This is a genomic window from Nibribacter koreensis (assembly GCF_039541795.1).
Lineage (GTDB): Bacteria > Bacteroidota > Bacteroidia > Cytophagales > Hymenobacteraceae > Nibribacter > Nibribacter koreensis.
The window spans coordinates 648690-672573 of sequence record NZ_BAABGX010000003.1; the positions used below are offsets into that span (position 1 = coordinate 648690).

The window sequence follows — 23884 nt, forward strand, 5'->3', positions numbered from 1 at the left end:
GGCTGTTTTCTGGAAAATAGGCTGAAAACGGAGTTGTCTTTGACGCGTATTGTCCCCCTTTGAAGGGGGTAGGGGGATGATTGCTCGTGTAGAGGAATTTGTCGCTGCTTGTAGTTTCAACGGTAGATGCTCTTTGGCCGAGGGTAACTTCTTCAACTTATAGGTCATCCCCCTACCCCCTTCAAAGGGGGACGATATGCGTAAATTCTGTAGAGACCAGGCACTGCCTTTTCTTAAACGCATTGTAGATTTCTCTCCTTTTGTATACACCCCTCTAAAAAGCTACGCTCGCTGCCTCAAACTCTCGTTTGGGTAATCCTCAAGGGGAGAATCTGCGTTTTGCAAGAGTCTCTTCTGAGCAACAATCAGCAATTAACAATCAGCAATCAATTTCGGGTAATCTTAATCTCCAACACCTCCTCAGTATCTGCGGTGACTTTAAACCTATTGTCTAGCTGTTGGCCGATGACCCAGGCGAGGGAGGCATCAGAGACCAGCACCCAAACGTCCTGCTTCAAATTGGTAGGCACTTTCTTATCAATGAGCAGGTCGCTTACTTTCTTCTTGCCGTTCATGCCTAGGGGAATGAACCAGTCGCCTTGTTTCCAGACGCGCAGTTTGAGCGGGAATTTAACGAGGGCCGCATCCAGGGCGGTGTGGTCTTTGCCTTTGGGAATTCTATAATCCTCGGGCTTGGGTTTACGGGTGAAATGCGCCGTGTATGGCCCGAAGCTGATTTTAGTAGTCTCCTCCGGGATGGTGATGCTGCCGTAATGAGCCAGGTTTTTGGCGGTGATGACCAGGTCCTCGCGGTCTTTTACTAGCGTGTGCGACAGTGACGTGAAGGTCTTGCCGGCCTGGGCCTCAAACGCGCCGACAATCTCCTGCGTCTGGGCATAAGAGAAGTGGAAGGGCTTAAGGAATTCATGCAGAAGCACGGCCGGGGCGGGGCTTGCCTGCAGCGGGGCAATACGCAGGTAGGTGGCGCCGTTCTCCTCACGTTGCGTTTTTGCCTTCATTTCCAGAAAAGAGGCCAAAAACACTTTCTCGGCACCTTGCAGGCGTTCCAAGGTTTGGGTGAAGGTCTCATCCAGATTGGGGTTTAGTTGCTTGAGCACCGGAATCACCTCATGGCGCAATAGGTTGCGGGAGTATTTGAGGCTTTCGTTGCTGGAGTCTTCGCGCCAAGCCAGGCGTTTAGCCACCAGCCAGTCATACAAATCGTCTTTGGGGAAACCTAGCAGGGGACGGATGATGTGACCGTTCTTAGGCAAGATGCCGTGCAAGCCTGCTAAGCCAGTGCCGCGCACCAGGTTCATCAACACGGTCTCCAAGGCGTCTGACTGATGATGGGCAGTGGCAATGACGTCGTAGCCCAATTGTTGGCGCATCTGCTCAAACCAGGTATAACGCAGGGTGCGGGCCGCCATCTGGATGGATACGCCTTCCTGCTCGGCAAAGGCCTCGGTCTGGAACTGCTCGCTATAGAAAGGCGCCTCATAAGATTTGGCTAGTTTGCGCACAAACAGCTCATCGGCGTCAGACTCTTCGCCGCGCAGCCCGAAGTTGCAGTGCAGGATGGCGATGTTGTACTTGGCGCGGTGCAGTAAGTCTGCCAGTACCACAGAGTCCAGCCCGCCGCTCACGGCTACTAGTATTTTAGTTTCCTCGGTGGCCAGCTGATGGTCCTGGATGTATTGTATAACTTTTGGAAGCATTCGTATTAGAGAATAGGTGTTGAGACCAAGCGCGTAAACGTAAAAGAAGTGTTAAAAGCAGGTGAGTTTATACCTTATAAGCTTTCAAAAAGCTAAGCTGGTAGGGGTTCTGTACCTTTTTCTAACACAAAAACGATTTATACGCCCGTTCTTAGTAATTTTGCTTGAATTAGAATTCATTGATGACGTTCACAAAGGTAGTTTTTGCTTCGCTAATTTCCCTGATAACTGTGGTGGGTGCCTTCGCGCAGGGCGGGCAGCCCGTGCAGGTGTCGGCGAATACGCTCCAGAAGGGTAAGTACAACGGGCAGGATGTGCGCCGTCTGCTGGGCAACGTGGTCATGAAACAGGGCACCACCACCCTCACCGCCGACTCTGCCTACCAGTACGAGGACGACGCCAACCGCCTGGAAGTGTTTAGTAACGTGCGCATTGTGCAGGAAGCCATGACGGCCACCAGCGCCACGGCCAGCTATGACGGCACCAAGCGCATTGCCAACATGCGCGGCGGCGTAGTCCTGCAAGACCAAAAAATGACGCTTACTACGCCCTCTTTAGATTATAACCTGGACGCCAAACGCGCTTACTATACAGAGACCGGCAACATTGTGGGCGTGGATTATACCATCAAAAGCCAGATTGGCGCCTACCAAACAGAATCCAAGACGCTTTCCTTTAAACGAAACATTGTGCTGGTGACCAAAGGCTCTGAGGTGCAGAGTGACACCATGAGCTACAACACCGTCTCTAAGATTGTGGAGTTCTTTGGGCCTACCACGGTCAAATCTCCGGATGGCACCTTGTACGCCACTCGCGGTACTTATAACACGGTGACCCGTGAGTCTAACTTCAGGGGAGGGGCCAGCATCAAGACGCCAGAGTATTTGATTAAAGGCGAAGTCCTGACCTATGACAAACAGCGCGAGTACTTCACGGCCACCCAGAAAGTGTCCATGACCTCGTTCAAGAACAACACCGTCATTACCGGCGAGGTGGCCAAATACTGGCGCGCGCAGGGTAAGTCAAAGGTGTACGGCAGTCCCGTGATGCGCAACATCATGAAACAGGACACCATGTACCTGTCCGCGGACACGCTGTACTCAGTAGAGAGCGTGGCAGATAAAACCAAGAAAGGCGTGTTGTACGCGTATTACGGGGTGCGCATCTTTAAGTCAGACTTGCAGGGCTTGTGTGACTCTGTGACCTATAACCTCAATGACTCTACCATTTACATGAGTGGCAATCCCAAGTTGTGGGCCAACAAGAGTCAGTTGACGGCAGACAGCGTGGAGTTGCAGTTGGCTAACAATACATTGCACCAGATGCGCCTCTTTGGGAATACCTTTGCCATTTCTGAGGATACGCTCAATAATTATAACCAAGTGAAGGGCCGCAAGATGCTGGGCCATTTTCTGGATGGCAGGCTGCGCCGCATAGACGTGAATGGCAACGGAGAGAGTATTTACTTTGCCTTGCAGGGAGACACGCTGGTGACCGGCATGAACCGCGCCGTGTGCAGTGACATGCGCATGCTTTTCCAGAACGGGCAGGTAGAATCCATCACGTTCATCACAGACCCAGAGGCAAAATTGATTCCGCCGCATGAGTTAGCAGAGCCAGACAAGCGCCTGACAGGCTTTGTTTGGCTGGAGGAGCAGAAGCCCACCAGGGCCAAAGTGTTGGCCAAACGTGCGCCGGCCAAGCCTAAACCAGTTGCCAAACCCAAAAAGAAGGCTCCGGCACCCAAGCGTAAAAAAGCCCCTGCCGGCCGAATAATAGGTTAAACGCCTAAATACTGAATGCCTCAGAAAAGACGTTCTATTAGATATAAAAGATTTTAGTTATTTTTGCGCGCTTATGACCCAACGCCTTTTCCCTTTTTTGACCATTTTGCTGGCAGTCGTCCTGCTGAGTTCTTGTAGTAATTTTCAGAAATTGATGAAGAGCGATGACGTGGACCTACGGTACGCGGGCGCGCTCAAGTACTATGAAGAGAAGGAATATGAGAAGGCCGGGGTGCTTTTAGGCGAACTGTTGCCTTTGTTAAAAGGCCGCTCTGAGTATGAGAAAGCCAATTTCTTGTACGCCTACACCAAGTACCACCAGCAACTGTACTTAGAGAGTTCCTTCCATTTTATTCAGTTTGGGTCTACGTTCCCTAAAAGCCAGTTGGTAGAAGAGGCTGCGTTCATGAACGTGCGTTCCCTGGCCGCTGAATCGCCTAATGAAGATTTAGACCAGTCCAACACCGCCAAAGCATTAACGGCCATCCAAGACTTTTTGCGCCGCTACCCAACCAGTACCTTTAAAGACGAAGCCAATAAGCTGTACACTGAACTGTCCTCAAAGGTAGAGTTCAAGGCCTTTGACAACGCCAAGCTATATTACAAGCTCACCAAGTACAATCCGCAGTATTATCAGTCGGCGGTGATTGCCCTGGCTAATTTTAGAAGAGACTATCCTTCTTCTAAGTTTAGTGAAGAGGCGGCCGCTTTGCGCATAGATGCCCAGCACAGCTACGCAGAGCAGAGTATTGAAAGCAAACAAAAGGAACGCTACCAAGAGGTAATTGCGTTCTATGAGAACTTTGTAGATACTTACCCAAACAGTAAATATTTACGTACTGCTGAAGGCTTCTATGACAACGCCCGCAAGGCCATAGAGAAACTGAACGCATCACAGGCGGCGGCTGCCACAGCCACTACCACCCAACAATAATTCAATTAGTAACTACTTATATTCTAGATATATGGCACAAGTTCCTGCATCCATTGTAACGCGTAACATTTCTGACCTGGCCGTAGAGACCGGTAACGTGTACCAATCCATCTCTATCATCTCTAAGCGTGCCAACCAGATTGCGGTAAAAGTAAAGGAGGAGTTGAACTCTAAACTTGCCGAGTTTGCCACCACGGTTGACAACCTGGAAGAAGTATTTGAGAACCGCGAGCAGATTGAAATCTCTAAATACTATGAGCGCATGCCTAAGCCAACCAACATGGCCATTGAAGAATTCATTGAAGGCAAAGTGTACTACCGCTTCGCCGACGAAGAAACTGAAACTTCTTCAGCGCTTTAAGAGCTCGCGCTAGATATGCTTCGGCATAAGAAAATTCTATTGGGGGTTTGTGGGAGTATTGCGGCCTATAAAGCGGCATCTCTCATACGCTTACTCATAAAAGCAGAAGCAGAAGTACAGGTCATCCTGACTACTTCTGCTTCTGCTTTTATAACCCCCGTCACCCTGGCCACGCTGTCCAAGCGACCGGTCTTGTCTGAGTTTATCAAGGCAGACGGTTCAGGCTTATGGCACAACCACGTGGAACTGGGCCTTTGGGCCGATGCTTTTGTGGTAGCGCCCGCCAGTGCCAATTCGGTGGCCAAGTTTGCGCGGGGGCTCTGTGACAACCTCTTGACCGCCACGTATCTTTCGGCGCGCTGTCCGGTGTTTGTGGCTCCGGCCATGGATCTGGACATGTACCAGCACCCGGCCACCCAGGAGAATTTCAGGCTGTTGCGCTCTTATGGCAACCACATTATTGAAGCTGGTTACGGTGAGTTGGCCAGCGGCCTGATAGGGCAGGGGAGACTGGCCGAGCCTGAGGAGATTCTGGACGTTTTAACCCAACACTTTACGCCCCGTGAATTTGTTTAGCGGCAAAAAAGTCATGATTACGGCGGGCCCCACCTATGAGCCCATTGACCCGGTACGCTTTATTGGCAACCATTCCACGGGTAAGATGGGCTTTGCCCTGGCACGCTGTTTTGCCGAGCAAGGCGCAGAAGTGCAGTTAATCTCGGGCCCTACTTCCTTGAAGCTGGACCATCCTTTGGTACAAGTAACTAACGTCATGACCGCCGACCAGATGTTTGAAGCCTGCCAAAAATACGCAGAGCAGTCTGACATTTGGGTATTCTCTGCGGCGGTGGCAGATTACCGGCCAAAAGAAATAGCTGGTTCCAAAATCAAAAAAAATGAAGATACGTTTACCATTGAGTTAGTAAAGAACGTTGATATAGCGGCTACCTTGGGCAAGCAGAAACGGCCAGACCAGTTCACGGTGGGTTTTGCCTTAGAAACTGATGATGAATTGGCAAATGCCCGTCTTAAACTGGCCAAGAAGAACCTGAACATGGTCGTCTTGAACTCCTTGAAAGACCCGGGTGCCGGTTTTAAACATGACACCAATAAAATCACCATTGTCAAGCCAGAAACCGTAGAAGTCTACGACCTTAAAAACAAGGAAGAGGTAGCCCAAGACATAGTAGCATCTATAAAATCTGAAATGGCATGCGTATAACAAGCTTCTGGATTAGCGTGCTTTGCCTGTTCTTGCCTCTGGCGGGAATGGCACAGGAATTACGCTGTGAGGTAGTAGTGAACAGTGACCAGGTGCAGGCCACGGACAGGCAGGTCTTCCAGGAGATGCAAAACGCCATCTCTGAGGTCATGAACAACACCCGCTGGACCAATGACACTTACCAGAATGATGAGCGCATACGCTGTAAGCTGTTCATCACCTTAAGGGCCATGCCTCGCATAGGCTTCTTTGAAGCCAACGCCCAGATCATCTCCAGCCGGCCAACGTACGGTACCGGCTATGAAACCACGGTGCTCTCTTTTGTAGACACCAAGTTTACCTTTGAGTACAACCAGGCACAGCCTTTGCAGTTTGCACCCAACACCTACACCTCTCCCTTAACGGCTCTGCTTTCCTTCTATGCCTATTCCATCATTGGCATGGACAATGACTCGTTTGCCCGTTTGGGCGGGGCCGGCGCTTTCACAGAGGCGAATAATATTTTAAACCTGGTCAACTCTTCTGGCGGCGGCTTTGGGGGCTGGACGTCTACAGATGATACCCGCAACCGCTATTGGTTATTGAACAACTTGCAGGACCCGCAGTTTGAGCCTTTCAGGGCGGCCTTGTATATCTACCACCGTCAGGGCCTGGACTTGATGGCTTCTGACCCAGAGAAGGCCAGACAGAACATTCTGGAAGCCTTGCGCGGCATTCAACGCGTGGGCCAGTTGCGTCCTGGTGCGGCGGCCATCCGGTCATTCTTTGAGGCCAAGTCCACTGAGTTAGCCAACGCCTTCAACACGGCAACTCCGGCCCAGAAACAACAGGCGTATGAGTTGCTCACGCAGATTGATCCCACCAACCGGCCTAAGTATGACGGCCTCTTGCAGCGATAATTCGTTTTTAGCCTATTTTCGGTAAAACTCCTCAAAAACAGTCATGGGTAAGCGGCAACGTAGATTTTTCTTCCAGAAAGACATTGAGCATGAAATGCCTTTGCTTGTAGGGCACATTGTGCAGGTGATTTTACGCCACGGCCAAGTGTTAACCGGTAGGCTGCAGCGCATGGAGCAAGGCGTGCTTTTTCTCCAGGATGGCCGGCATCACGTTCACCATTTACCCCTGCTGGACGTAGAGGAGGTAGTGCTGGACTTGGTGGCAGAGTATTAGCGACTACTCTTAAAACCAGACGCCCAATTCCTTTTAGATTAGCAAAATGCTAGGTAAATTAGCAGTCTGGAAAAATTCATCCTTCCACTCAACATTCATTCTTGACCACGGTACATCTTCCTTATGCTGGTAGATCTTAAGATAAAGAATTACGCCCTCATTGAAAAGCTGGAACTCCAGCCTTCGCCGCTTCTGAACATCATTACCGGCGAGACTGGCGCGGGTAAATCCATTATGCTGGGCGCCATAGGCCTGTTGCTGGGCAACCGTGCCGACTCCAAATTGCTGTTCAACCAGGATGAGAAGTGCGTGATTGAAGGTTCTTTCAACATCTATGAGTACAAACTAGAACCCTTCTTTGAAGAAGAAGACCTGGACTTTGAGCCGGTAAGCATTCTGCGCCGTGAAATCAGTCCGTCGGGCAAGTCCCGCGCGTTTGTGAATGACACGCCCGTGACCCTGGAAACCATCCGTAAAATTGGTGAACAGCTCATGGACATTCACTCCCAGCATGATACGCTCTTGCTAGGTGACCCCGCCTACCAGTTGAACATCTTGGATTTGTATGCCCAGAACGAAGACCTGCGCAATGAGTACGGCACCGCTTACAGAAACTACCGCAAACTAGAGCGCGAGTTTAAGGACCTGGAAGCCCAGTTGGCCCAGTCAGAGAAAGAATTAGACTATAATACCTATCTGCTGAATGAACTTGCAGAGGCCAATCTGGTAGCCGATGAGCAGGAAAGCCATGAGGTAGAGCTCAAGCAACTGGAGCACGCCGAAGAGATAAAACTGAAGCTGACCCAAGCCCTGCAATACCTTTCTGAGTCTGAGTTCAATGCCTCTATTGCCTTGAAGGACGCCAGCCATTTGCTGGGCCAGGTAACCGAGTACGGCGAGAACTTCCAGACCTTGAAAGAGCGCTTGGACAGTTGTCTTATTGAACTGGTAGACATCTCTGGGGAGTTGGAGGACGCCGAACGCAAAACCGAGGCAGATCCGCAACGCGCCGAGCAATTGCAAGAGCGTCTGGATTTAATTTACACGCTTCAGCGCAAACACCAGGTCAAAACCATTGAAGAAATCTTGGTCATTCAGGCAGAGTTGGAGACCAAAGTTGGAAGCGTTCATAACTTGGATGCCGCCATCTCTAAAACCAGAAAAGCCTTAGATGAAGCCCTAGCCGAAGTAGAGGAGCGCGCCCAAGCATTATCCCAAAGCAGAACCGGCGTGTTTGATACTTTCCAGAACGAACTGCACAGCCTGTTGTTTGAACTAGGCATGCCGAACGCCCGGGTAGTAGTGGAGCATAAGACTTCGGCGCCTAGCCCGACGGGTATTGACGTAGTAAACATCCTGTTCAGTGCCAACAAAGGCGCCGCGCCGCAGACCTTGAGCAAAGCAGCCTCAGGGGGAGAGTTCTCAAGGTTAATGCTCTGCGTAAAATATCTGCTAGCTGATAAAACCGCTTTGCCCACCATCATCTTTGACGAGATTGACACCGGTATCTCGGGTGAGATTGCCGTGAAGGTGGGCCGCATGATGCAACAGATGTCTCATAAGCACCAGTTGATTTGTATCTCGCACTTGCCGCAGATGGCCGCGCAGGGAGACACGCATTACTTTGTCTACAAAGAAGACCGCGCTGACCGTACCATTTCACGCATCAGACAGTTGAGCCATGAAGAGCGCGTGAAGGAGATTGCCCAGATGATTTCGGGGGCTAATCCATCTGAGAATGCCTTTCAAAGTGCTAAGGAGCTATTGGCGATCAGTGCCGCCAGTTAATCTTACGTTTAGATAGAATAGAAATTGGAAAACCGGTGCGGAAGCTGCCGGTTTTTTTTTCATATTTGCCTTGGCCTTCTTTGGGAGGGCCTTTCAACTCAGAAAAATAACAAGTTTATGTCATACAACTTACTGAAAGGGAAGCGCGGAATCATCTTCGGGGCGCTGGACGAGAAATCAATTGCTTGGAAAGTGGCGCAACTGGCGCATGAAGAAGGTGCACAGTTTGTCTTGTCAAACGCGCCGCTGGCCATGCGCATGGGCGAAATCAATAAACTAGCCGAGGCCACTGGTTCCCAGATTGTACCGGCAGACGCTACCTCGGTAGAAGACTTGACCAACCTGTTCACGCAGGCGCAGGAGATTCTAGGCGGTAAGATTGACTTCGTGCTGCACTCCATTGGCATGAGCCCTAACATCAGAAAGAACCGTCCGTACGGCGACCTGAACTATGAGTGGTTCATGAAGAGCATTGACGTGTCTGCCTTGTCTTTCCATAAGGTGATGCACGTAGCTGAGAAACTGGATGCAATGAATGAGTGGGGTTCTATTGTTGCACTTAGCTACATTGCCGCCCAGCGTGTATTCCCAGACTACACAGACATGGCACAGGCTAAGGCCATGCTGGAGTCTATTGCCCGTAGCTATGGCCACCGCTTTGGTAGATTGAAAAAAGTGCGCGTGAACACCATCTCTCAGTCACCCACCAAAACCACGGCTGGTACCGGCGTTGGCGGCTTTGACGCCTTCTTTGACTATGCAGACAAGATGTCGCCGCTGGGCAATGCTTCTGCCGAGGCCTGCGCTAGCTACTGCGTGTCTCTGTTCTCTGACTTCACCAAACTGGTAACCATGCAAAACCTGATGCACGACGGCGGGTTCTCCAGCATGGGCATCTCTGAAGACGTGGTAGGCCTAATGGAAGCCAAAGCTGCCTCACAAGAGCAAGGTTCATAATTTGAAGATTTGAAAATGAGGAGATGTGAAAATGCCTCTTTCTCTATAAAACGAAAAGGCCGCTCTTAGCTAAGAGCGGCCTTTCTGTTTTTGGCCTGTTTCCTGAAAATCAGCCCGAAAACGAATTAGCAAAAGCTTCTTCTCCCAGAGGAAGAAGGGTAGGATAAGGGAGCTGCACTGGAAAGTTGATAACGCAGATACTGTAGAGAACCGGCACTGCTTCGTCTCTCACGCATTCCACGTCAAGTCCTCTATGGAGGAGGAAGGGGAGAATGCATTCCAAATCCTCAATGCGTGCAGACTCATGGGCATCCTTGCGCCATGGACAGCTTCATATTTTCAAATCTCCAATTCTTCAAATTAACTACTCCTCACGGTTGACGGTATTCATGTCAAAGGCAGGCACACAGACAGACCAGTATTCGCATTCTTCGTCATAGGGATTGGCGTAGCGTATGCGGGCGCCCGCTTTGATGAGCAAGGTCTGGCCGGCTCTTAGTTCTATCACCTCGCCGTCTATCTCAATCTGTTTTTTACCGCGTAGGACAATGGTGACCTCGTCAAAGGCTGGGGTTTGGTGGGGCTCACTCCAATGGGGAGGGGCTACCATGTGCGCCACGCTAAAGGCGCTGGTCTTGGTGCTGGCTAAGCCAAAATGCTCCTCTATCAACTTGCCGTCTGTGGTGGGCACTTTAAAAGGAGCAGTCTGCAATACGTATTTCTTGTTTTCCATAAATCAGTTATTGGGCGGTGCCTTTGGTGGCACATTCGCCTTTGGTAAAGGAGGTGACGCCCGCGTTGGTGGCAGTGCAGGCATTGCCGTACGTTTTGCCGTCGCAACCACATACGGGATCATACTGCATGGTGCAGGCCATGTCCGTTCTTATTTTGGTGGGGTCAATGCAGGTGCTGTCTGGGGCTTGCTGACAGCCTTGGGCAAGTAAGATGGCGGCCAGGGGGAACAGGTACGAAAGTCTCTTTTTCATAACATAGGTTTATGGTGTGGGTATACGCCTTTTTTTAGAAACGGCTAAGTAATCGTTTTTAGGCTAATTTTCAGAAAACAGGCCTAAAACGTTAACCTGACATCGTATATATACGTACTGAATTAAATATATAAGTTATAATATATTTATAGCTTTTTATATCAAGGTAAACTCCTTAATCGTTTTGGCGTAAAGAAGCCTCGGTTAAAAAAAACAGTCACAATACATCTTTCTATATACTATGAAAAACGATAGCTCAAAAATTCTTATTGCGGCGGCGGCAGGTGCAGCGGCTGGCGTAGTTGCTGGTTTATTGATGGCCCCAAGCACGGGTAAAGACTCTAGAGACGGTCTTATGAAAATTGCCGGCCAGGTGGCTGAAAACTTCAACGGCCAGGTAGCAGCCTACATGGAAAAATTCAATGGCCTGGCCAGCATGCTGAACGGCAGCGGTGATGACCAGAATTCCATGGCTGTAGGCGCAGATGCCAACACCGGCAAGACCGCTGACCAAGCCTAAGACTCTCAAGCAAAGGGAATAGCCTATATAACCAAATCTGCGTATTCCCGTTAAGCTTGAAACAGTGCTTTTGGGTGCTGTTTGTTATAATCAGAACATCAAGTATAAAAAGTAGAACTCATGAAAAAGGACAATAACGGAAAAATTCTTCTGGCTATGTTGGCGGGTGCAAGTGCCGGTGTGATTGCTGGTATCTTAATGGCCCCAGAAACTGGTGAAGCTACCCGCGGTAACCTAAAGAAATCTGCCTCTAAACTAGGCAAAGACCTGGAGACTAAACTCCAGGCTGGTATGGAGCAATTGCAGACCCTAAGCTCTAGCGTAGGCACAAGCGCAGGCTCTCTGTTGAACAAAGTGAAAGGCAGTTCTGGTGACGCAGACGTGACCAACACAGGTTCTAATACCAAAGCCACATCACACCTGGCAAACAACCCAACCGGTGGTAACATTGAAGCAGCCGGTGAAGCTACTCCGTCTGGTGCCAAGGCTACCGGCAAAGGTGCTAAGACCATGGGCGGCGGTGCCAATACTGCTTCCTAGTCTCAAATTCTTTGGCGGTTTTGTAACCTTAGGGTCTGTAAAGCCGTTAAAGAAGGTAGATATGATTGATTAAATAAATAAAAAGCGAAAGCGATGAAGTAGAACTGAGCTAGTCACTTTTTGTTGAAACTTAAAAGTTTAAGTCCGATTTAGGAATTCTTTTTTTAAGGGATACAAGAAGCGCTTAGGGAACAAGACGAAAGTCACATCCAAAAGTAGCCTTACGTTATTTAATCAATATGGAAAGCCTTCCCAGACGGGGAAGGCTTTTCGCTTTTACAGGCTTTTCATTTTTGGCCTGTTTTCTAGAAAAGAGGCCAAAAACAGAAAGGCCGCTCTTACAAAAGAGCGGCCTTTCTGTTTTATATCAGCTGCTGATAAATAGCACATCAGCACATTAAGAGATTAGCACATTATTATCCGTCCTGGCGTTCTGGCTTCATTTGCGGGAAGAACAGAACATCTTGGATAGAATGGGAGTTAGTCATGATCATGCTCAGGCGGTCAATGCCAATGCCCAGACCGGCGGTTGGCGGCATGCCGTACTCCAAGGCACGCAAGAAGTCCTCATCCAAGACCATGGCCTCAGTATCACCGCGCTTGCCTAGCTCCAATTGCTCCTCAAAGCGGGCGCGCTGGTCAATAGGGTCGTTCAATTCAGAAAAGGCGTTACAGATTTCCTTGCCGTTGCAGATAGCCTCAAAACGCTCTACCAGACCTTCTTTGCTGCGGTGCTTCTTGGCTAGCGGGCTCATCTCAACGGGATAATCTGTGATGAAGGTTGGCTGGATCAACTGTGCCTCGCATTTCTCCCCGAAGATTTCGTCAATGATTTTGCCTTTCCCGATGTTCGGATCCAACTTGATGCCCAGGCTGGTCGCGGTTTCGCGCAGCTGCGGTTCGTCCATCTCAGAGATGTCAATCTTGGTGAAGTGCTCAATGGCCTCAAACATGGTGAAACGCTTCCAAGGACGCGCAAAATTGATGATGTTCTCACCTACCTGCACCTCGGTGGTGCCGTGTAATGCTAAGGCTACTTTCTCTACCATTTCTTCTACCAGGTCCATCATCCAGTAGTAGTCTTTGTAGGCTACGTACAGTTCCACCTGCGTGAACTCTGGGTTATGGAAACGGGACATGCCTTCGTTCCGGAAGTCTTTAGAGAACTCGTACACGCCGTCAAAGCCACCCACGATCAGACGCTTCAGGTACAGCTCATTGGCTATACGCAAATACAAGGTCATGTCCAGCGTGTTGTGGTGCGTCTTGAACGGACGGGCCGCGGCACCACCATACAAAGGCTGTAAGATTGGAGTTTCTACTTCTAAATAACCGCGCTCGTTCAAATACTCGCGCATAGTGTTCACCAGCTTGGTGCGCTTGATGAAGGCCTCTTTCACGTGCGGGTTCACTACCAAATCCACGTAGCGTTGGCGGTAACGCAGTTCTGGGTCAGAGAACGCATCATACACGTGCTCAACGCCGTTCTCGTCTACCTCGCGCTTTACAATAGGGAGTGGCTTCAAAGACTTGGCCAACAAGGTAAGCTCCGTTACGTGCACAGACGTTTCGCCTACCTGGGTCTTGAATACGTAGCCCTTGATGCCAATGAAGTCACCTATGTCCAGCATCTTCTTGAATACCGTGTTGTACAGGTCCTTGTTGTCGCCGGGGGCGATGTCATCTCTGGATACGTAGATCTGGATGCGGCCCGAGCTGTCCATGAGTTCGGCGAAGGACGCCTTGCCCATCACGCGGCGGCTCATCAAACGGCCGGCCAGCGTTACTTCCTGGAAGTTGTTCTCCTCTGGGTTATACTTCTCTTTTATATCCTTGGCCGAGGCATTGACTTCAAAAAGTTCGGAAGGGTAGGGGTTGATGCCCATCTTCTGGAGCTCTTCGCGCTCATGGCGCCGGCGTAGTTCCTGTTCGCTTAATTGCATGGAAACGTCTAATTCAGTGGATTCTATAATTGAACCCGCGAATTTCGGAAATTATTCGCAGACCTAGGCAGAATCATTTTAGAAATAGCCTTGGTAGTGTGTCAGCCTATTAAATGAAAAGGGTAGACCTTGCTAGAACAGGAAAAGGCGTTTTTGGCTCGTTTTCCAGAAAACAGGCCAAAAACAGTCTAGTAGATGTCGGAAACCTTCAATTTGGCTGTAGAAATCCTGCGTTTGCGGCTTTTTAGTAATCCTTGAGTACAATTTCACGTTATAGGCAAGTACACATTCTGTCCCCTACACTATGAAATGCGAATTGACCTTGATCTTTGAGGAGAATGACGGCACGCTTAGGTGGCTGTTTAATATATTAATCTACGCCCACCAAATCAGTGACCCTGAGGTGCGCACCGCCCTGCAACCCACGCTCCAGGAGTTCTTGCACGAGCGCAGTTACCAGGAAGTGTTGCGCCTGGCAGACACAGACATTGAGGAGAGCGTTTTCGTGAAAGACTACCTGTTGCAGGACCTTATCAAATTCAAGGCTGGTCAGGTACGGATGAAGCGCGAAAAGATCAAGGCCATGTGCTTTACCATTGAGCAGGCCGGCAACATGCAGGCCGAGGCAGACCCAAACTCAGTGTCTCAAGAGGTCATCACCTTGTTTGAGGGACATGAAGAGCGCCTGAGCAAAATAAAAGAATGTATGATCAAAGCCCTGGAAGAAGCTGGTGCCAATGATGTGCAGATTGGCAGTTTGAGTTCTCAATAACGAGTGGCATAAAAAGACAGCGGCCGTTTTTGGTCTGTTTTCTAGAAAACAGGCCAAAAACGGCCGCTGAATTAGTTAGGACAACCAAGCTGTTTGCCTTTATACAGGTTAAGCTGCCACAGCCATAGTAGAGGTGTCTTCTGTGAACAGCGGCTGCACCTGCGTCCTGAAACGGTCTTCTACGAAGCTGTTACGCAAATGCTCCGGTAGTTCAGCCACCAGTTTCTGGTACACCTCAATGCCCAGCGCCTTGGCCACATAGCTTTCATGCACGCCGTTTAGGTAGCTCACGATAGATAGCAGGGACTCATGGAAGAGTTTGAAGTCAATGGCAGACTCTACAAAACGGTCAATCTCCTTTTGGCTGGAAGAAATACGCAAGCGGCTCAACAAATCAAACAGCGTGGTATAGCCCATGCGCCAGGTAATTTGCTGCCAGTGCTGTGCGTTCCATTTATCCAACACCTGACCAGTCTTCGCGCTCTTGATGGCCGTAGCCGGATTGGCCTGCACCTTGGCGCGAATGTTAGTGGCCACCAGTTTGCGGGTGGTACGCAGAAACTGACCAATCTGGGCCTGCGCTTCAATCTCCTTGCCCGCAATCTGCAAGCCAGGCTTGTAACCTGCCAACGGCAGTCTATGCACGCTATAGTCATTGTACGCCCCAGCGGCATAAAACCCGACCGCTCTTGGGTAGGCATTCTTCACCACTAATCTGCCCACTTCTCTGCGCAAGACCGCATCATGGTTGGTCTTGATACCTAGCGTATACAGAAACGCCTGCAAGCCTGCAAACACAGAATAATACGCCTGCGGAAACGTCCAATGCAGAGCATTGCGCAAATACGTTTCATCGCCTAACTCGGCGGTAGCGCGCAAAGCATATTCTGTGCTCCAGCAGTTGTGCAGAATTTTGACAAGCGCCTGTTGGTCAGTCTCTGTCAAGTCTGCGGTATGCGCCCTGAAGAACGCCAAGTGCCTGACGCCTGACTCCTCTGAGCTATGGTGGATGTGGTAATTAATGGCAAAAAAATAGTTGAGAAAGACCTGCGCCGGAATGGATTTCCGCCAGGCTCCCTCGTCTTGCTTTTGCTCTTCCTGGAAGAGCGGAATCACGTTCTCGTCTACTACCTTCTTCATGTTTTATCAACAAAACAAGGTGGTTGCGAGTTGCATTTTTGTTTATTTTGTTATCTTATTAAACTATTGATAATCAGATAGTTATAAACTATTTTCAAGCTTTGATAGGCTCATTTTTTAACGAGGCCTTTTCATGGGTTTCGCTAGTAAAGGCCGGCTTTTTACAGCACTCATTTAACTATCATTTGAACATATGCAAGACGTGGTTTGATAGAAAAAAATAACCCAATCATAACATGCAGTCCAATCCAAATGGCTACTTTTGTTTATCATGAGCAAATCCTCATTCGGCTGTAAATTAGACGATTGAGGGCATTACGTCTTCTTACTAAACCTACTTTCAAAACTTACTTTATGATTAAACATTTACACAAACTTAGTCTGCTTCTGGTTGCCGGCCTCTGGCTTGGAAGTGGGGATGACGCTCAGGCGCAAGATCTTCAAGAAGATTTTGAATACACCAGTGGCTCTGAATTAGTTTCTCAACCAGGATGGGCTTTGACAGGTACATCCACCACCAATCCTATATTAGTTTCTACTACTGGATTACAATATGCTGGACTTCCAGGTTCTGGTGTAGGAAAGGCCGCAAGTTTGACCACAACGGGCCAGGATATTAATAGAGGAATTGGAAAGAATTATACCACTGGGAGCGTATACGCATCTTTTTTGGTGAATTTTAGTGATGCTCAAGCAACTGGAGATTATTTCTTTCATTTCAGCCCCAATACCACTTCAGGCAATACAACCTTTAATGCCCGTCTTTTTGCTAAGAAAAATGCTAACGGCAAATTGCAATTTGGTATATCAAAGGTATCTACACCAGCTGCAGTTTATGGAGCGACAGAGTATGATTTGAATATTACTCATTTGGTAGTTGTTAAATACACATATGTGGGGACCACGACAACTGATGATGTAGTAGAAATATTTGTAAACCCTACCCTAGGAGGTGCAGAGCCAAGCACACCTCTTGCTAAGGCAGATTTAGGGGGAGCCGATGCAACAACTATTGGAGCAATAGCTTTACGTCAAGGTACAGCTTCTAACGCTCCTACTCTAACTTTTGACGCACTTAAGGTTGGAGCAACGTGGGAATCTGTTACAGCTTCATCGGTAACAGACGCTACTGCTCCCTCTTTAGGCGCTACGCCTTTTATGCCGGCAGACAATGCTACGGGTGTGGCTACTACCACAGATTTGACTGTTACATTTAATGAGGCAGTAAGATTAAGTACTTCAGGTACTTTCACCCTTAACAACCTGTCAGATGGAACCAACTCAGCATTGACAGCAAGCGCCACAGGTTCAACTGTGACGTTAACAAGTGCAACAGCTTTAGTGCCTGGTAAGAACTACGCTATCCAGATTGCCGCTGGTTCTGTGACAGATATGGCAGGCAATGCCTTTGCGGGCATCACCAATAATACTACCTGGAACTTTGCCACTGCCGCTACGGCTTCACCGGTGATTACCACTGCCGTAACCAGCCTAACGTTTGGAGCCACCGCCCAAAACAAATTCTCTACGGTACAGTCTTATGAGTTTTCAGCTACTGATTTGTCTGGCAACGTAACCGTGGCCGTAACAGGTCCTTTCCAAATTGCCAAGAGAGAAGCAGCGGCCCAAGGTACTTTTGGCACTACGGCTTTAACCTTTACGCAGGCAGAAATCACCGCCGGTGAGAAAGTGTTTGTGCGTTTTGCCCCAACTGCCACTGGCGCCGCTACAGGTTCTATTACCCACAATGCCACCGGTGCCCAAGAGGTAACGGTTGCCTTGTCTGGCACTGCCTACAATCCTTATGTGCAGAACTTCAATGACCCTGCCGTCTTGACCAACAGCGGTTGGAGCCAATACAGTGTGACTGGCGCGCAGGTGTGGGCCAGCACCAACTTCGGGCAGACATGCTTGAGCGGTTGCTCTGCCACCACGGTAGACAAAGCCGTACAGATCAATGGTTTTGCCAACGGTAACAACGCCAATGAAGACTGGTTGATTTCGCCGGCTATGGATCTGGCTAGCTTTACCAACTTCCCGGTATTGTCTTTTGCTTCCATTTCAGCGTTTGAAGGCAACCAGTTGAAGCTGATGTATTCTACCAACTACTCCGGTGCCGGCAACCCGAATGACGCTACCTGGACAGAGATTACTAACGTGTTCCCGGCTTCTAACAGCAGTGTTTGGACCGTGGCAGATGGAATTGAGTTGCCTAAGAACGCCAACGTGCACGTAGCCTTTGTGTATACTTCTACTACTGAGGCCGCATCACGCTGGACCGTTGACAACTTTAAAGTAGAAGACAAAGCCTCTTATTACCAAATCCCTACCACTCTATTCTCTTTTGGTGAAGTTGCGCCAAATGCCACTTCTACTCCTCAGAACTTTACCTTTAAGGCGGTAGGTTATGGCAACGTGACGGTAACGGCACCTACTGGTTTTAAGGTTGCCACAACCGCTACCGGAACCTTTGCGCAGAGCGTTGAGATTGCCGCTGCAGCCGCTGCCAATGGCCAGACCATTTATGTAGCCTATGCTCCAACCACCAAGGTGGTTTTACAGAAAGGTCAGCTTGCCATTACGGGCACAGGCTTAGACGTGAAGACCATTACGGTAGAAGGAAGCTCTTACTTTAAGTCTGAGACGTTTGAGGTAACCACCTTCAACATGGAGTTCTTTGCCACAGACATTAGAGACGCCACCGGTTTTGAGTACGGCCCAACCAATGATGAACTGCAGGTAGCCAACGCCACCAGAGTAATGCAGACCATCAAGTCAGATATTTTTGCGGTACAGGAAGTAGTAGATGAGCCAGAATTGGCCAAAGTGGTAGCGGCTATGCCAGGGTATGCCAAGAGCGTTTCTCCGGTTTATTCCTTCTCTATTAGACAATCTAGCAGCACAGAGCCTTTCCCGGCCCAGAAACTAGGGTTTGTCTACAACACGGCTACGGTAACACCGGTTGGTTTTAGAGTGATGTTTGAGAAAATGTACAGAGAGACGGTAGCTGGCAGCACCACCACGGGTATTGACGCCGGGTTCTGGTCATCTGGCCGTTTACCGTACATGGGTATCTTTGACGTAGTGGTTGCCGGTAAGACAGAGCGCGTACACGTAGTGAACGTGCATACCAAAGCGGGTTCTGCCTCTAGCGACTACAATGACAGATTGTTTGACGTAAAAGTTTTGTCAGATTCATTGAAGGCTTATTATGGCAACGTGAACCTGATCTTGTTGGGTGACTTTAACGATGACGTTTCTAAGTCTACCAGAGGTGCTAGCTTCGTGACCACGTTCAACCCAATTGTGTCTGATGTACAGAACTACAAAACCTTGACCTATGAGTTAAGCCAGGCAGGTGCGGTGTCTCACCCAACCACCAGCGGCGGAAACTTCTTAGACCATATTGTCATCTCTAACGAGCTGGTAGGTCAGTACATTGACAACTCCATTGTGATTGAAGACCCAAGAACCTATGTGTCTGGTTATATTTCTAATACGTCAGATCACTTACCGGTAACCGCCCGTTTTGCCTTGACCACTATCTTAGGTGTGAAAGACGCGGTAAGCCGTAGCTTTGGCGTGTATCCTAACCCAACCGTTGGCAAGATTGCCCTTCAATTGCCAGCCAAGTTGGCCAACCAGGCTAAATTGAGCATGACGTTGTACACCACCCGTGGCGAAGTTGTATTGAAAGCCACCGGAACCGAGCAGTCTTTGAGCCAGGAAGTAAGCCGCGTGTTGCAGAAGTCTGCCGCTGGTTTATACCTCATCAAGATTCAGGCCGGTGCCGAAACTTACCAAGCCCGCGTGATTAAGAACTAATCATTCTTAAGGAATAGTAAAAGCCTGCCAGATCTTTCTGGCAGGCTTTTTTTATGCCCCGTATATTCTGTTAGATTTACCTGGCTTTATAAGAGAGGAAGGCAAGGGCGTTTTTGGCCTGTTTTCCAGAAAATGGCCCAAAAACGCAACTATGAAAAACGTATCTGGCAATTCCATTTTGGTGTTTCTTCTGTGGCTCTGCACCGGCTGTACCTCTGTTAATCAAGAGACTACCACCCAGGCCCAGCAAGGCGTCATAGCTAGCAGAGGCATGGTGGTGAGCGCCCACCCAGAGGCTTCTAAAATTGGATTGGCTATTCTGCAGAAGGGAGGGAACGCGTATGACGCAGCCGTGGCCACTGAATTTGCCTTAGCGGTAGCCTACCCAAGGGCAGGTAACATTGGCGGCGGCGGATTTCTGGTGTATCGTTTGAGCACCGGCCAAACCGGAACCCTGGATTACAGGGAGAAAGCTCCCAATGCCGCTTCACGAGACATGTACCTAGATGCGCAAGGGAACCTGCAGGCAGGCCTTAGTACCTTAGGGCATCTGGGAGTAGGCGTGCCGGGCACGGTGGACGGCATGGTGACCATGCATCAAAAACTAGGAAAGCTTCCCTGGGCTGACGTGGTTCAGCCAGCCATTGACTTGGCCGCCCGCGGCGTCATCCTCACAGAACGTGAAGCCAGAGGACTAAATGCCGCTCAACAAGAGTTCCAACAAGCCAACAAGCATACCTCGCATTTGATCAACACCACTGGTTGGCAGGCCGGTGACACTTTGCGGTTGAATGACCTGGCCCGTACTCTTACCCGCATCAGGGACAAAGGCAGGGCAGGGTTTTATGAAGGTGAGACCGCTGATCTGATTGTTCGGGAAATGAAGAAGGGCAAGGGCCTCATGACGCATCAAGATCTTAAAGAATATAAGTCAGTCTGGCGTGAACCAATAAAGGGCAACTACAAGGAATATACTATCATCTCCATGCCGCCGCCGTCTAGTGGTGGGATTGCGCTAGTGCAGTTGTTGCAATTAATAGAGCCTTATGACGTAAAGGGCTGGGGCTGGCAAGCACCCAATACCGTGCATGTGATAGTAGAGGCAGAGAGAAGAGTATACGCAGACCGCGCCGCGCACCTGGGTGACCCAGATTTTTATAAAGTTCCAATGAAGGGTCTTCTTTCCAGCTCTTATCTAAAACAGCGCATGGCAGCTTTTGCCATGGACAGGGCAACACCCTCTGCACAAGTAAAGGCGGGTGAACCCCAAAAGGAAAGTGATCAAACCACGCATTATTCAATTGTAGACCAATGGGGAAATGCGGCTTCTGTCACCACCACACTTAACGGCAATTATGGCTCAAAAGTAGTGGTAGAAGGTGCTGGTTTTTTGCTTAACAATGAAATGGATGACTTCAGCGCGAAGCCCGGGGTGCCTAACATGTTTGGTCTGGTTGGCGGCGAGGCCAATGCCATTGCACCCGGTAAGCGCATGCTCAGCTCTATGACGCCCACCATCGTAGAGAAGGACGGCCAATTATTTCTAGTGGTAGGCACGCCCGGAGGCTCTACCATCATCACCTCTGTGTTTCAAACCATAGTAAATGTCCTAGAGCACGGTATGGGCATGCAAGAAGCGGTGGCCGCCCCCAGATTCCATCACCAGTGGCTGCCAGACAGAATAGACCATGAGCCGAAGGCACTTTCTACCCAGACCAGAGAAATTCTTAAAAGCCTGGGACATCAATTACAAGAGAGGGCACCTTACGGGGCCGTAGAAGGTATTCTACGCCTACCAAACGGAAAACTAGAAGGTGGCGCCGACTCCAGAGGAGATGACACTGCCTTGGGATATTGATACCGTCTTAGGGTTGACGTATTAAAAACGGGGCTTGAACTTTAAATGCTTCAAAAAGGTTGGAGATAGATTACTCTATCCAAGATTTATTCATACCTAAAGCCTTTTATTTTAAAGATGAAACTGAAACAAGTACTTGCCTTTGCACTTCTGTTGGCCGCTGGCGTGGCACATGGTCAAACTTCCTCAGAAAAACACCAGTCGGTCATTCCCAGGTTGTACCATCAGAACTACTTTTACTTGAACCCCGCCTATGCTGGTTCTGAGGGGAAGAGGGAGTTAGGTCTATCCACCCACTTAAACTCTTTGGGCAGTAGCAAATCCTCATCGGCGCCTCTGTCTGTGCTGGCGTATTACCATGGCGCAGTAGGTGACACTACACGGAATGGAGTGGGCATGGTGGCTATGTATGATCAGTTTGGACCATATTGGCTAGGCAAGTTTGGGTTGAGCTATACCAAGCGCTTTAAACTGGCAGAAGAAATCTATCTTGGAGTAGGGGCAGAACTTTCAGGCAAGTACATGAACGTAGATTTGTCTGAGTTCTCTAGGTTCAACGCCCTTAAACCCATGGTGGGCCATGACAGTGACCTTCGTCCAGACATTAATGCGGGCCTGTGGTTTAACATGAAGAAGTTCTACGCTGGTGCTACTTTTGCTAACTTGCTGGAGCCCACGTTTAACCTGGCTGGCGCTTCTGAGGTGCATGATGAGCGCGAATTGTATTTAACCGCCGGTTATAAATTCACGTTGACAGATGATATTAGCCTTTCGCCCTCCATCTTCTTAGACAAGCCTTTGAATGGAGGCCAAATGGCGAAACAGTACACGGCCATGGCTACTTATAAATTCCTGACTGTGGGCGCAACGCACCGTGACGGCAGACGCTTTGAGTTTGAGCAAGCTCCCTGGAGCATGATTGGCGGCGTAACTTTATCTGATAGATTCTCCTTGATGACTTCTTATGACCTGACTAAGTCTAAAAATGACTTTGAACCAGATCCGCAGGTAGAGGCTAGCCTGAGAATGAGCTTCTAACCGGTAATCATATTCAGTAAAAAAGGCTTGCCAGAAAAGGCAGGCCTTTTTTTGTGTCTTCTATGCAGGTAAACCAATTAAGGTGCAGAGAGTAAAAAGAGCAGAACCAATCCAATGCTCATGGACCTGTCATACATCTTAAATGAGTTGGGCGAGGACCGCGCCGCTTATTTCAACGCCGTTGCGCCGCCCATTATCCAGTCCAGTAATTTTGCCTGCCCTACCGTAGAAGAATTTAGATATGCCTTGCAACATGAGTCTGAGGTGGATTTTTACACCAGGGGCAACAACCCCACGGTAGATATTCTGGAGAAGAAGCTAGCGGCGCTAGAAGGCACAGAACATGCCATTGCGTTTGGCAGCGGCATTGCGGCAGTGTCTGCGGCGGTGTTGTCTCAGGTTAAAGCGGGAGACCATGTTGTCTGCGTAAACAAACCGTATACCTGGGCCAACGCGCTCATGAAGAAGTTTCTGCCGCGCTTTGGGGTAGAAGTGACCATGATAGACGGCACAGACGCAGAGAATTATAGGCTGGCCACCAAAGCAAACACGGTCTTTTATTACCTGGAGAGCCCTAATTCCTTCACGTTTGAACTGCAGGACATTGCCGCTGTTGCCGCCATAGCCAAAGAGAAGAACATCTGCACCATCATAGACAACAGCTTCGCTAGTCCTTTGTACCAGAACCCGGCAGCCATGGGCATTGACTTGATTGTACATGCGGCTACCAAATACATAAGCGGCCATAGTGACGTGATGGGCGGCATCATTTGCGGTTCCCGCGAGACAATCAACCACATCTTTGAGCGTGAATACATGACGCTGGGCGCGGTCCTGTCGCCGCATGATGCCTGGCTCTTGATTAGAGGCTTACGGACTTTGCCAGTGCGCATGGAGCGTATTGCGGCCACTACCCGGCAGGTCATCGCGTTCTTGGAGCAACGTCCCGAGGTGGCAAAAATTTATTGGCCCTTCTTGCCCGGCAACCCGCAGTTTGAACTGGCCAAAAAACAGATGCGCAACAATACCGGGCAGTTTACCATCCAACTTGCTTCTGAGGACGTGCCTGAGATTGAACGCTTCTGTGACAGTTTGCAACATTTCTTGATGGCGGCCTCCTGGGGTGGGCATGAGTCCCTCATTTACCCTACCGTGGCTTCTTACAGAGATGGCAACTACAAGTCTAATCTGCCTTACAATCTCATTCGGTTTTACATTGGCTTAGAAGACCCAGACTACCTCATCAAAGATTTAGAGCAAGCGTTTACCAAGATGAAAGGGTAGACGTTTTTAGCCTGATTTCTGGAAAATAAGCAAAAAACGCC

Annotated in this window: 21 protein-coding genes; 16 read left to right on the forward strand and 5 right to left on the reverse strand. The window is 49.4% G+C overall.

Going from position 1 to position 23884, the window contains the following annotated elements; all coding sequences use genetic code 11:
- Nucleotides 1-386 precede the first annotated feature (386 nt).
- The gene (gene tilS, locus ABD880_RS18115; RefSeq protein ID WP_345169352.1) at nt 387-1718 is read right to left on the reverse strand and encodes a tRNA lysidine(34) synthetase TilS; all 1332 of its coding nucleotides are present in this window, start codon (nt 1716-1718) and stop codon (nt 387-389) included.
- A gap of 182 nt (nt 1719-1900) precedes the next feature.
- Here tilS and ABD880_RS18120 point away from each other — a divergent pair, with 182 nt between their 5' ends.
- From ABD880_RS18120 to ABD880_RS18160, 9 genes are all read left to right on the forward strand, one after another.
- On the forward strand, nt 1901-3502 hold the full coding sequence (locus tag ABD880_RS18120; protein WP_345169355.1) for an OstA-like protein: 1602 nt from the start codon (nt 1901-1903) through the stop codon (nt 3500-3502).
- 73 nt (nt 3503-3575) lie between these two features.
- On the forward strand, nt 3576-4436 hold the full coding sequence (locus ABD880_RS18125; protein WP_345169356.1) for an outer membrane protein assembly factor BamD: 861 nt from the start codon (nt 3576-3578) through the stop codon (nt 4434-4436).
- 31 nt (nt 4437-4467) lie between these two features.
- Entirely contained in the window at nt 4468-4797 is a 330-nt protein-coding gene (locus ABD880_RS18130) for a DNA-directed RNA polymerase subunit omega (protein WP_345169358.1), read from the forward strand.
- 15 nt (nt 4798-4812) lie between these two features.
- Nucleotides 4813-5373: a flavoprotein gene (locus ABD880_RS18135; protein ID WP_345169361.1), complete on the forward strand. Its 561-nt coding sequence runs from the start codon at nt 4813-4815 to the stop codon at nt 5371-5373.
- Nucleotides 5374-5386: 13 nt separating this feature from the next.
- Nucleotides 5387-6019 (forward strand): phosphopantothenoylcysteine decarboxylase domain-containing protein, encoded by a 633-nt coding sequence (locus ABD880_RS18140; protein ID WP_345169364.1) that lies wholly within the window; start codon nt 5387-5389, stop codon nt 6017-6019.
- Entirely contained in the window at nt 6010-6918 is a 909-nt protein-coding gene (gene porD, locus ABD880_RS18145) for a type IX secretion system protein PorD (RefSeq protein WP_345169367.1), read from the forward strand. The genes ABD880_RS18140 and porD overlap by 10 nt, the downstream gene beginning before the upstream one ends.
- A 43-nt stretch (nt 6919-6961) precedes the next feature.
- Nucleotides 6962-7192 carry a hypothetical protein gene (locus ABD880_RS18150; RefSeq protein ID WP_345169369.1) on the forward strand — a complete coding sequence of 77 codons (231 nt, stop codon included), beginning with the start codon at nt 6962-6964 and terminating at the stop codon, nt 7190-7192.
- Between the two features lie 123 nt (nt 7193-7315).
- Nucleotides 7316-8980, forward strand: a complete 1665-nt coding sequence (gene recN / locus ABD880_RS18155) for a DNA repair protein RecN (protein WP_345169372.1) — start codon at nt 7316-7318, stop codon at nt 8978-8980.
- 117 nt (nt 8981-9097) lie between these two features.
- Nucleotides 9098-9937, forward strand: coding sequence for an enoyl-ACP reductase FabI (locus tag ABD880_RS18160; RefSeq protein WP_345169375.1), 840 nt, complete (start codon nt 9098-9100; stop codon nt 9935-9937).
- Nucleotides 9938-10301: 364 nt separating this feature from the next.
- On the opposite strand, the gene ABD880_RS18165 is transcribed toward ABD880_RS18160, so the two are convergent.
- Both ABD880_RS18165 and ABD880_RS18170 read right to left on the reverse strand, forming a co-directional pair.
- The gene (locus ABD880_RS18165; RefSeq protein WP_345169378.1) at nt 10302-10670 is read right to left on the reverse strand and encodes a cupin domain-containing protein; all 369 of its coding nucleotides are present in this window, start codon (nt 10668-10670) and stop codon (nt 10302-10304) included.
- Between the two features lie 7 nt (nt 10671-10677).
- Nucleotides 10678-10923 carry a Kazal-type serine protease inhibitor family protein gene (locus ABD880_RS18170; protein ID WP_345169381.1) on the reverse strand — a complete coding sequence of 82 codons (246 nt, stop codon included), beginning with the start codon at nt 10921-10923 and terminating at the stop codon, nt 10678-10680.
- 241 nt (nt 10924-11164) lie between these two features.
- Between ABD880_RS18170 and ABD880_RS18175 the strand changes: the two genes are divergently transcribed.
- Both ABD880_RS18175 and ABD880_RS18180 read left to right on the forward strand, forming a co-directional pair.
- Entirely contained in the window at nt 11165-11443 is a 279-nt protein-coding gene (locus ABD880_RS18175; RefSeq protein WP_345169384.1) for a YtxH domain-containing protein, read from the forward strand.
- 120 nt (nt 11444-11563) lie between these two features.
- Entirely contained in the window at nt 11564-11983 is a 420-nt protein-coding gene (locus ABD880_RS18180) for a YtxH domain-containing protein (protein ID WP_345169387.1), read from the forward strand.
- A 416-nt stretch (nt 11984-12399) separates the two neighbouring features.
- Here ABD880_RS18180 and lysS read toward each other — a convergent pair whose 3' ends face one another.
- Nucleotides 12400-13926: a lysine--tRNA ligase gene (gene lysS, locus ABD880_RS18185; protein ID WP_345169390.1), complete on the reverse strand. Its 1527-nt coding sequence runs from the start codon at nt 13924-13926 to the stop codon at nt 12400-12402.
- A 304-nt stretch (nt 13927-14230) separates the two neighbouring features.
- Here lysS and ABD880_RS18190 point away from each other — a divergent pair, with 304 nt between their 5' ends.
- Complete coding sequence (locus ABD880_RS18190) at nt 14231-14698, forward strand: hypothetical protein (protein WP_345169391.1); 468 nt, start codon at nt 14231-14233, stop codon at nt 14696-14698.
- A 108-nt stretch (nt 14699-14806) separates the two neighbouring features.
- On the opposite strand, the gene ABD880_RS18195 is transcribed toward ABD880_RS18190, so the two are convergent.
- On the reverse strand, nt 14807-15838 hold the full coding sequence (locus tag ABD880_RS18195; RefSeq protein ID WP_345169393.1) for a hypothetical protein: 1032 nt from the start codon (nt 15836-15838) through the stop codon (nt 14807-14809).
- A gap of 354 nt (nt 15839-16192) precedes the next feature.
- Between ABD880_RS18195 and ABD880_RS18200 the strand changes: the two genes are divergently transcribed.
- From ABD880_RS18200 to ABD880_RS18215, 4 genes are all read left to right on the forward strand, one after another.
- Entirely contained in the window at nt 16193-19663 is a 3471-nt protein-coding gene (locus tag ABD880_RS18200) for an Ig-like domain-containing protein (RefSeq protein ID WP_345169395.1), read from the forward strand.
- 151 nt (nt 19664-19814) lie between these two features.
- Entirely contained in the window at nt 19815-21521 is a 1707-nt protein-coding gene (gene ggt, locus ABD880_RS18205; protein ID WP_425575846.1) for a gamma-glutamyltransferase, read from the forward strand.
- 117 nt (nt 21522-21638) lie between these two features.
- Complete coding sequence (locus ABD880_RS18210) at nt 21639-22559, forward strand: PorP/SprF family type IX secretion system membrane protein (RefSeq protein ID WP_345169398.1); 921 nt, start codon at nt 21639-21641, stop codon at nt 22557-22559.
- Between the two features lie 120 nt (nt 22560-22679).
- Complete coding sequence (locus ABD880_RS18215; protein WP_345169401.1) at nt 22680-23843, forward strand: trans-sulfuration enzyme family protein; 1164 nt, start codon at nt 22680-22682, stop codon at nt 23841-23843.
- The last annotated feature ends 41 nt before the right edge of the window (nt 23844-23884 follow it).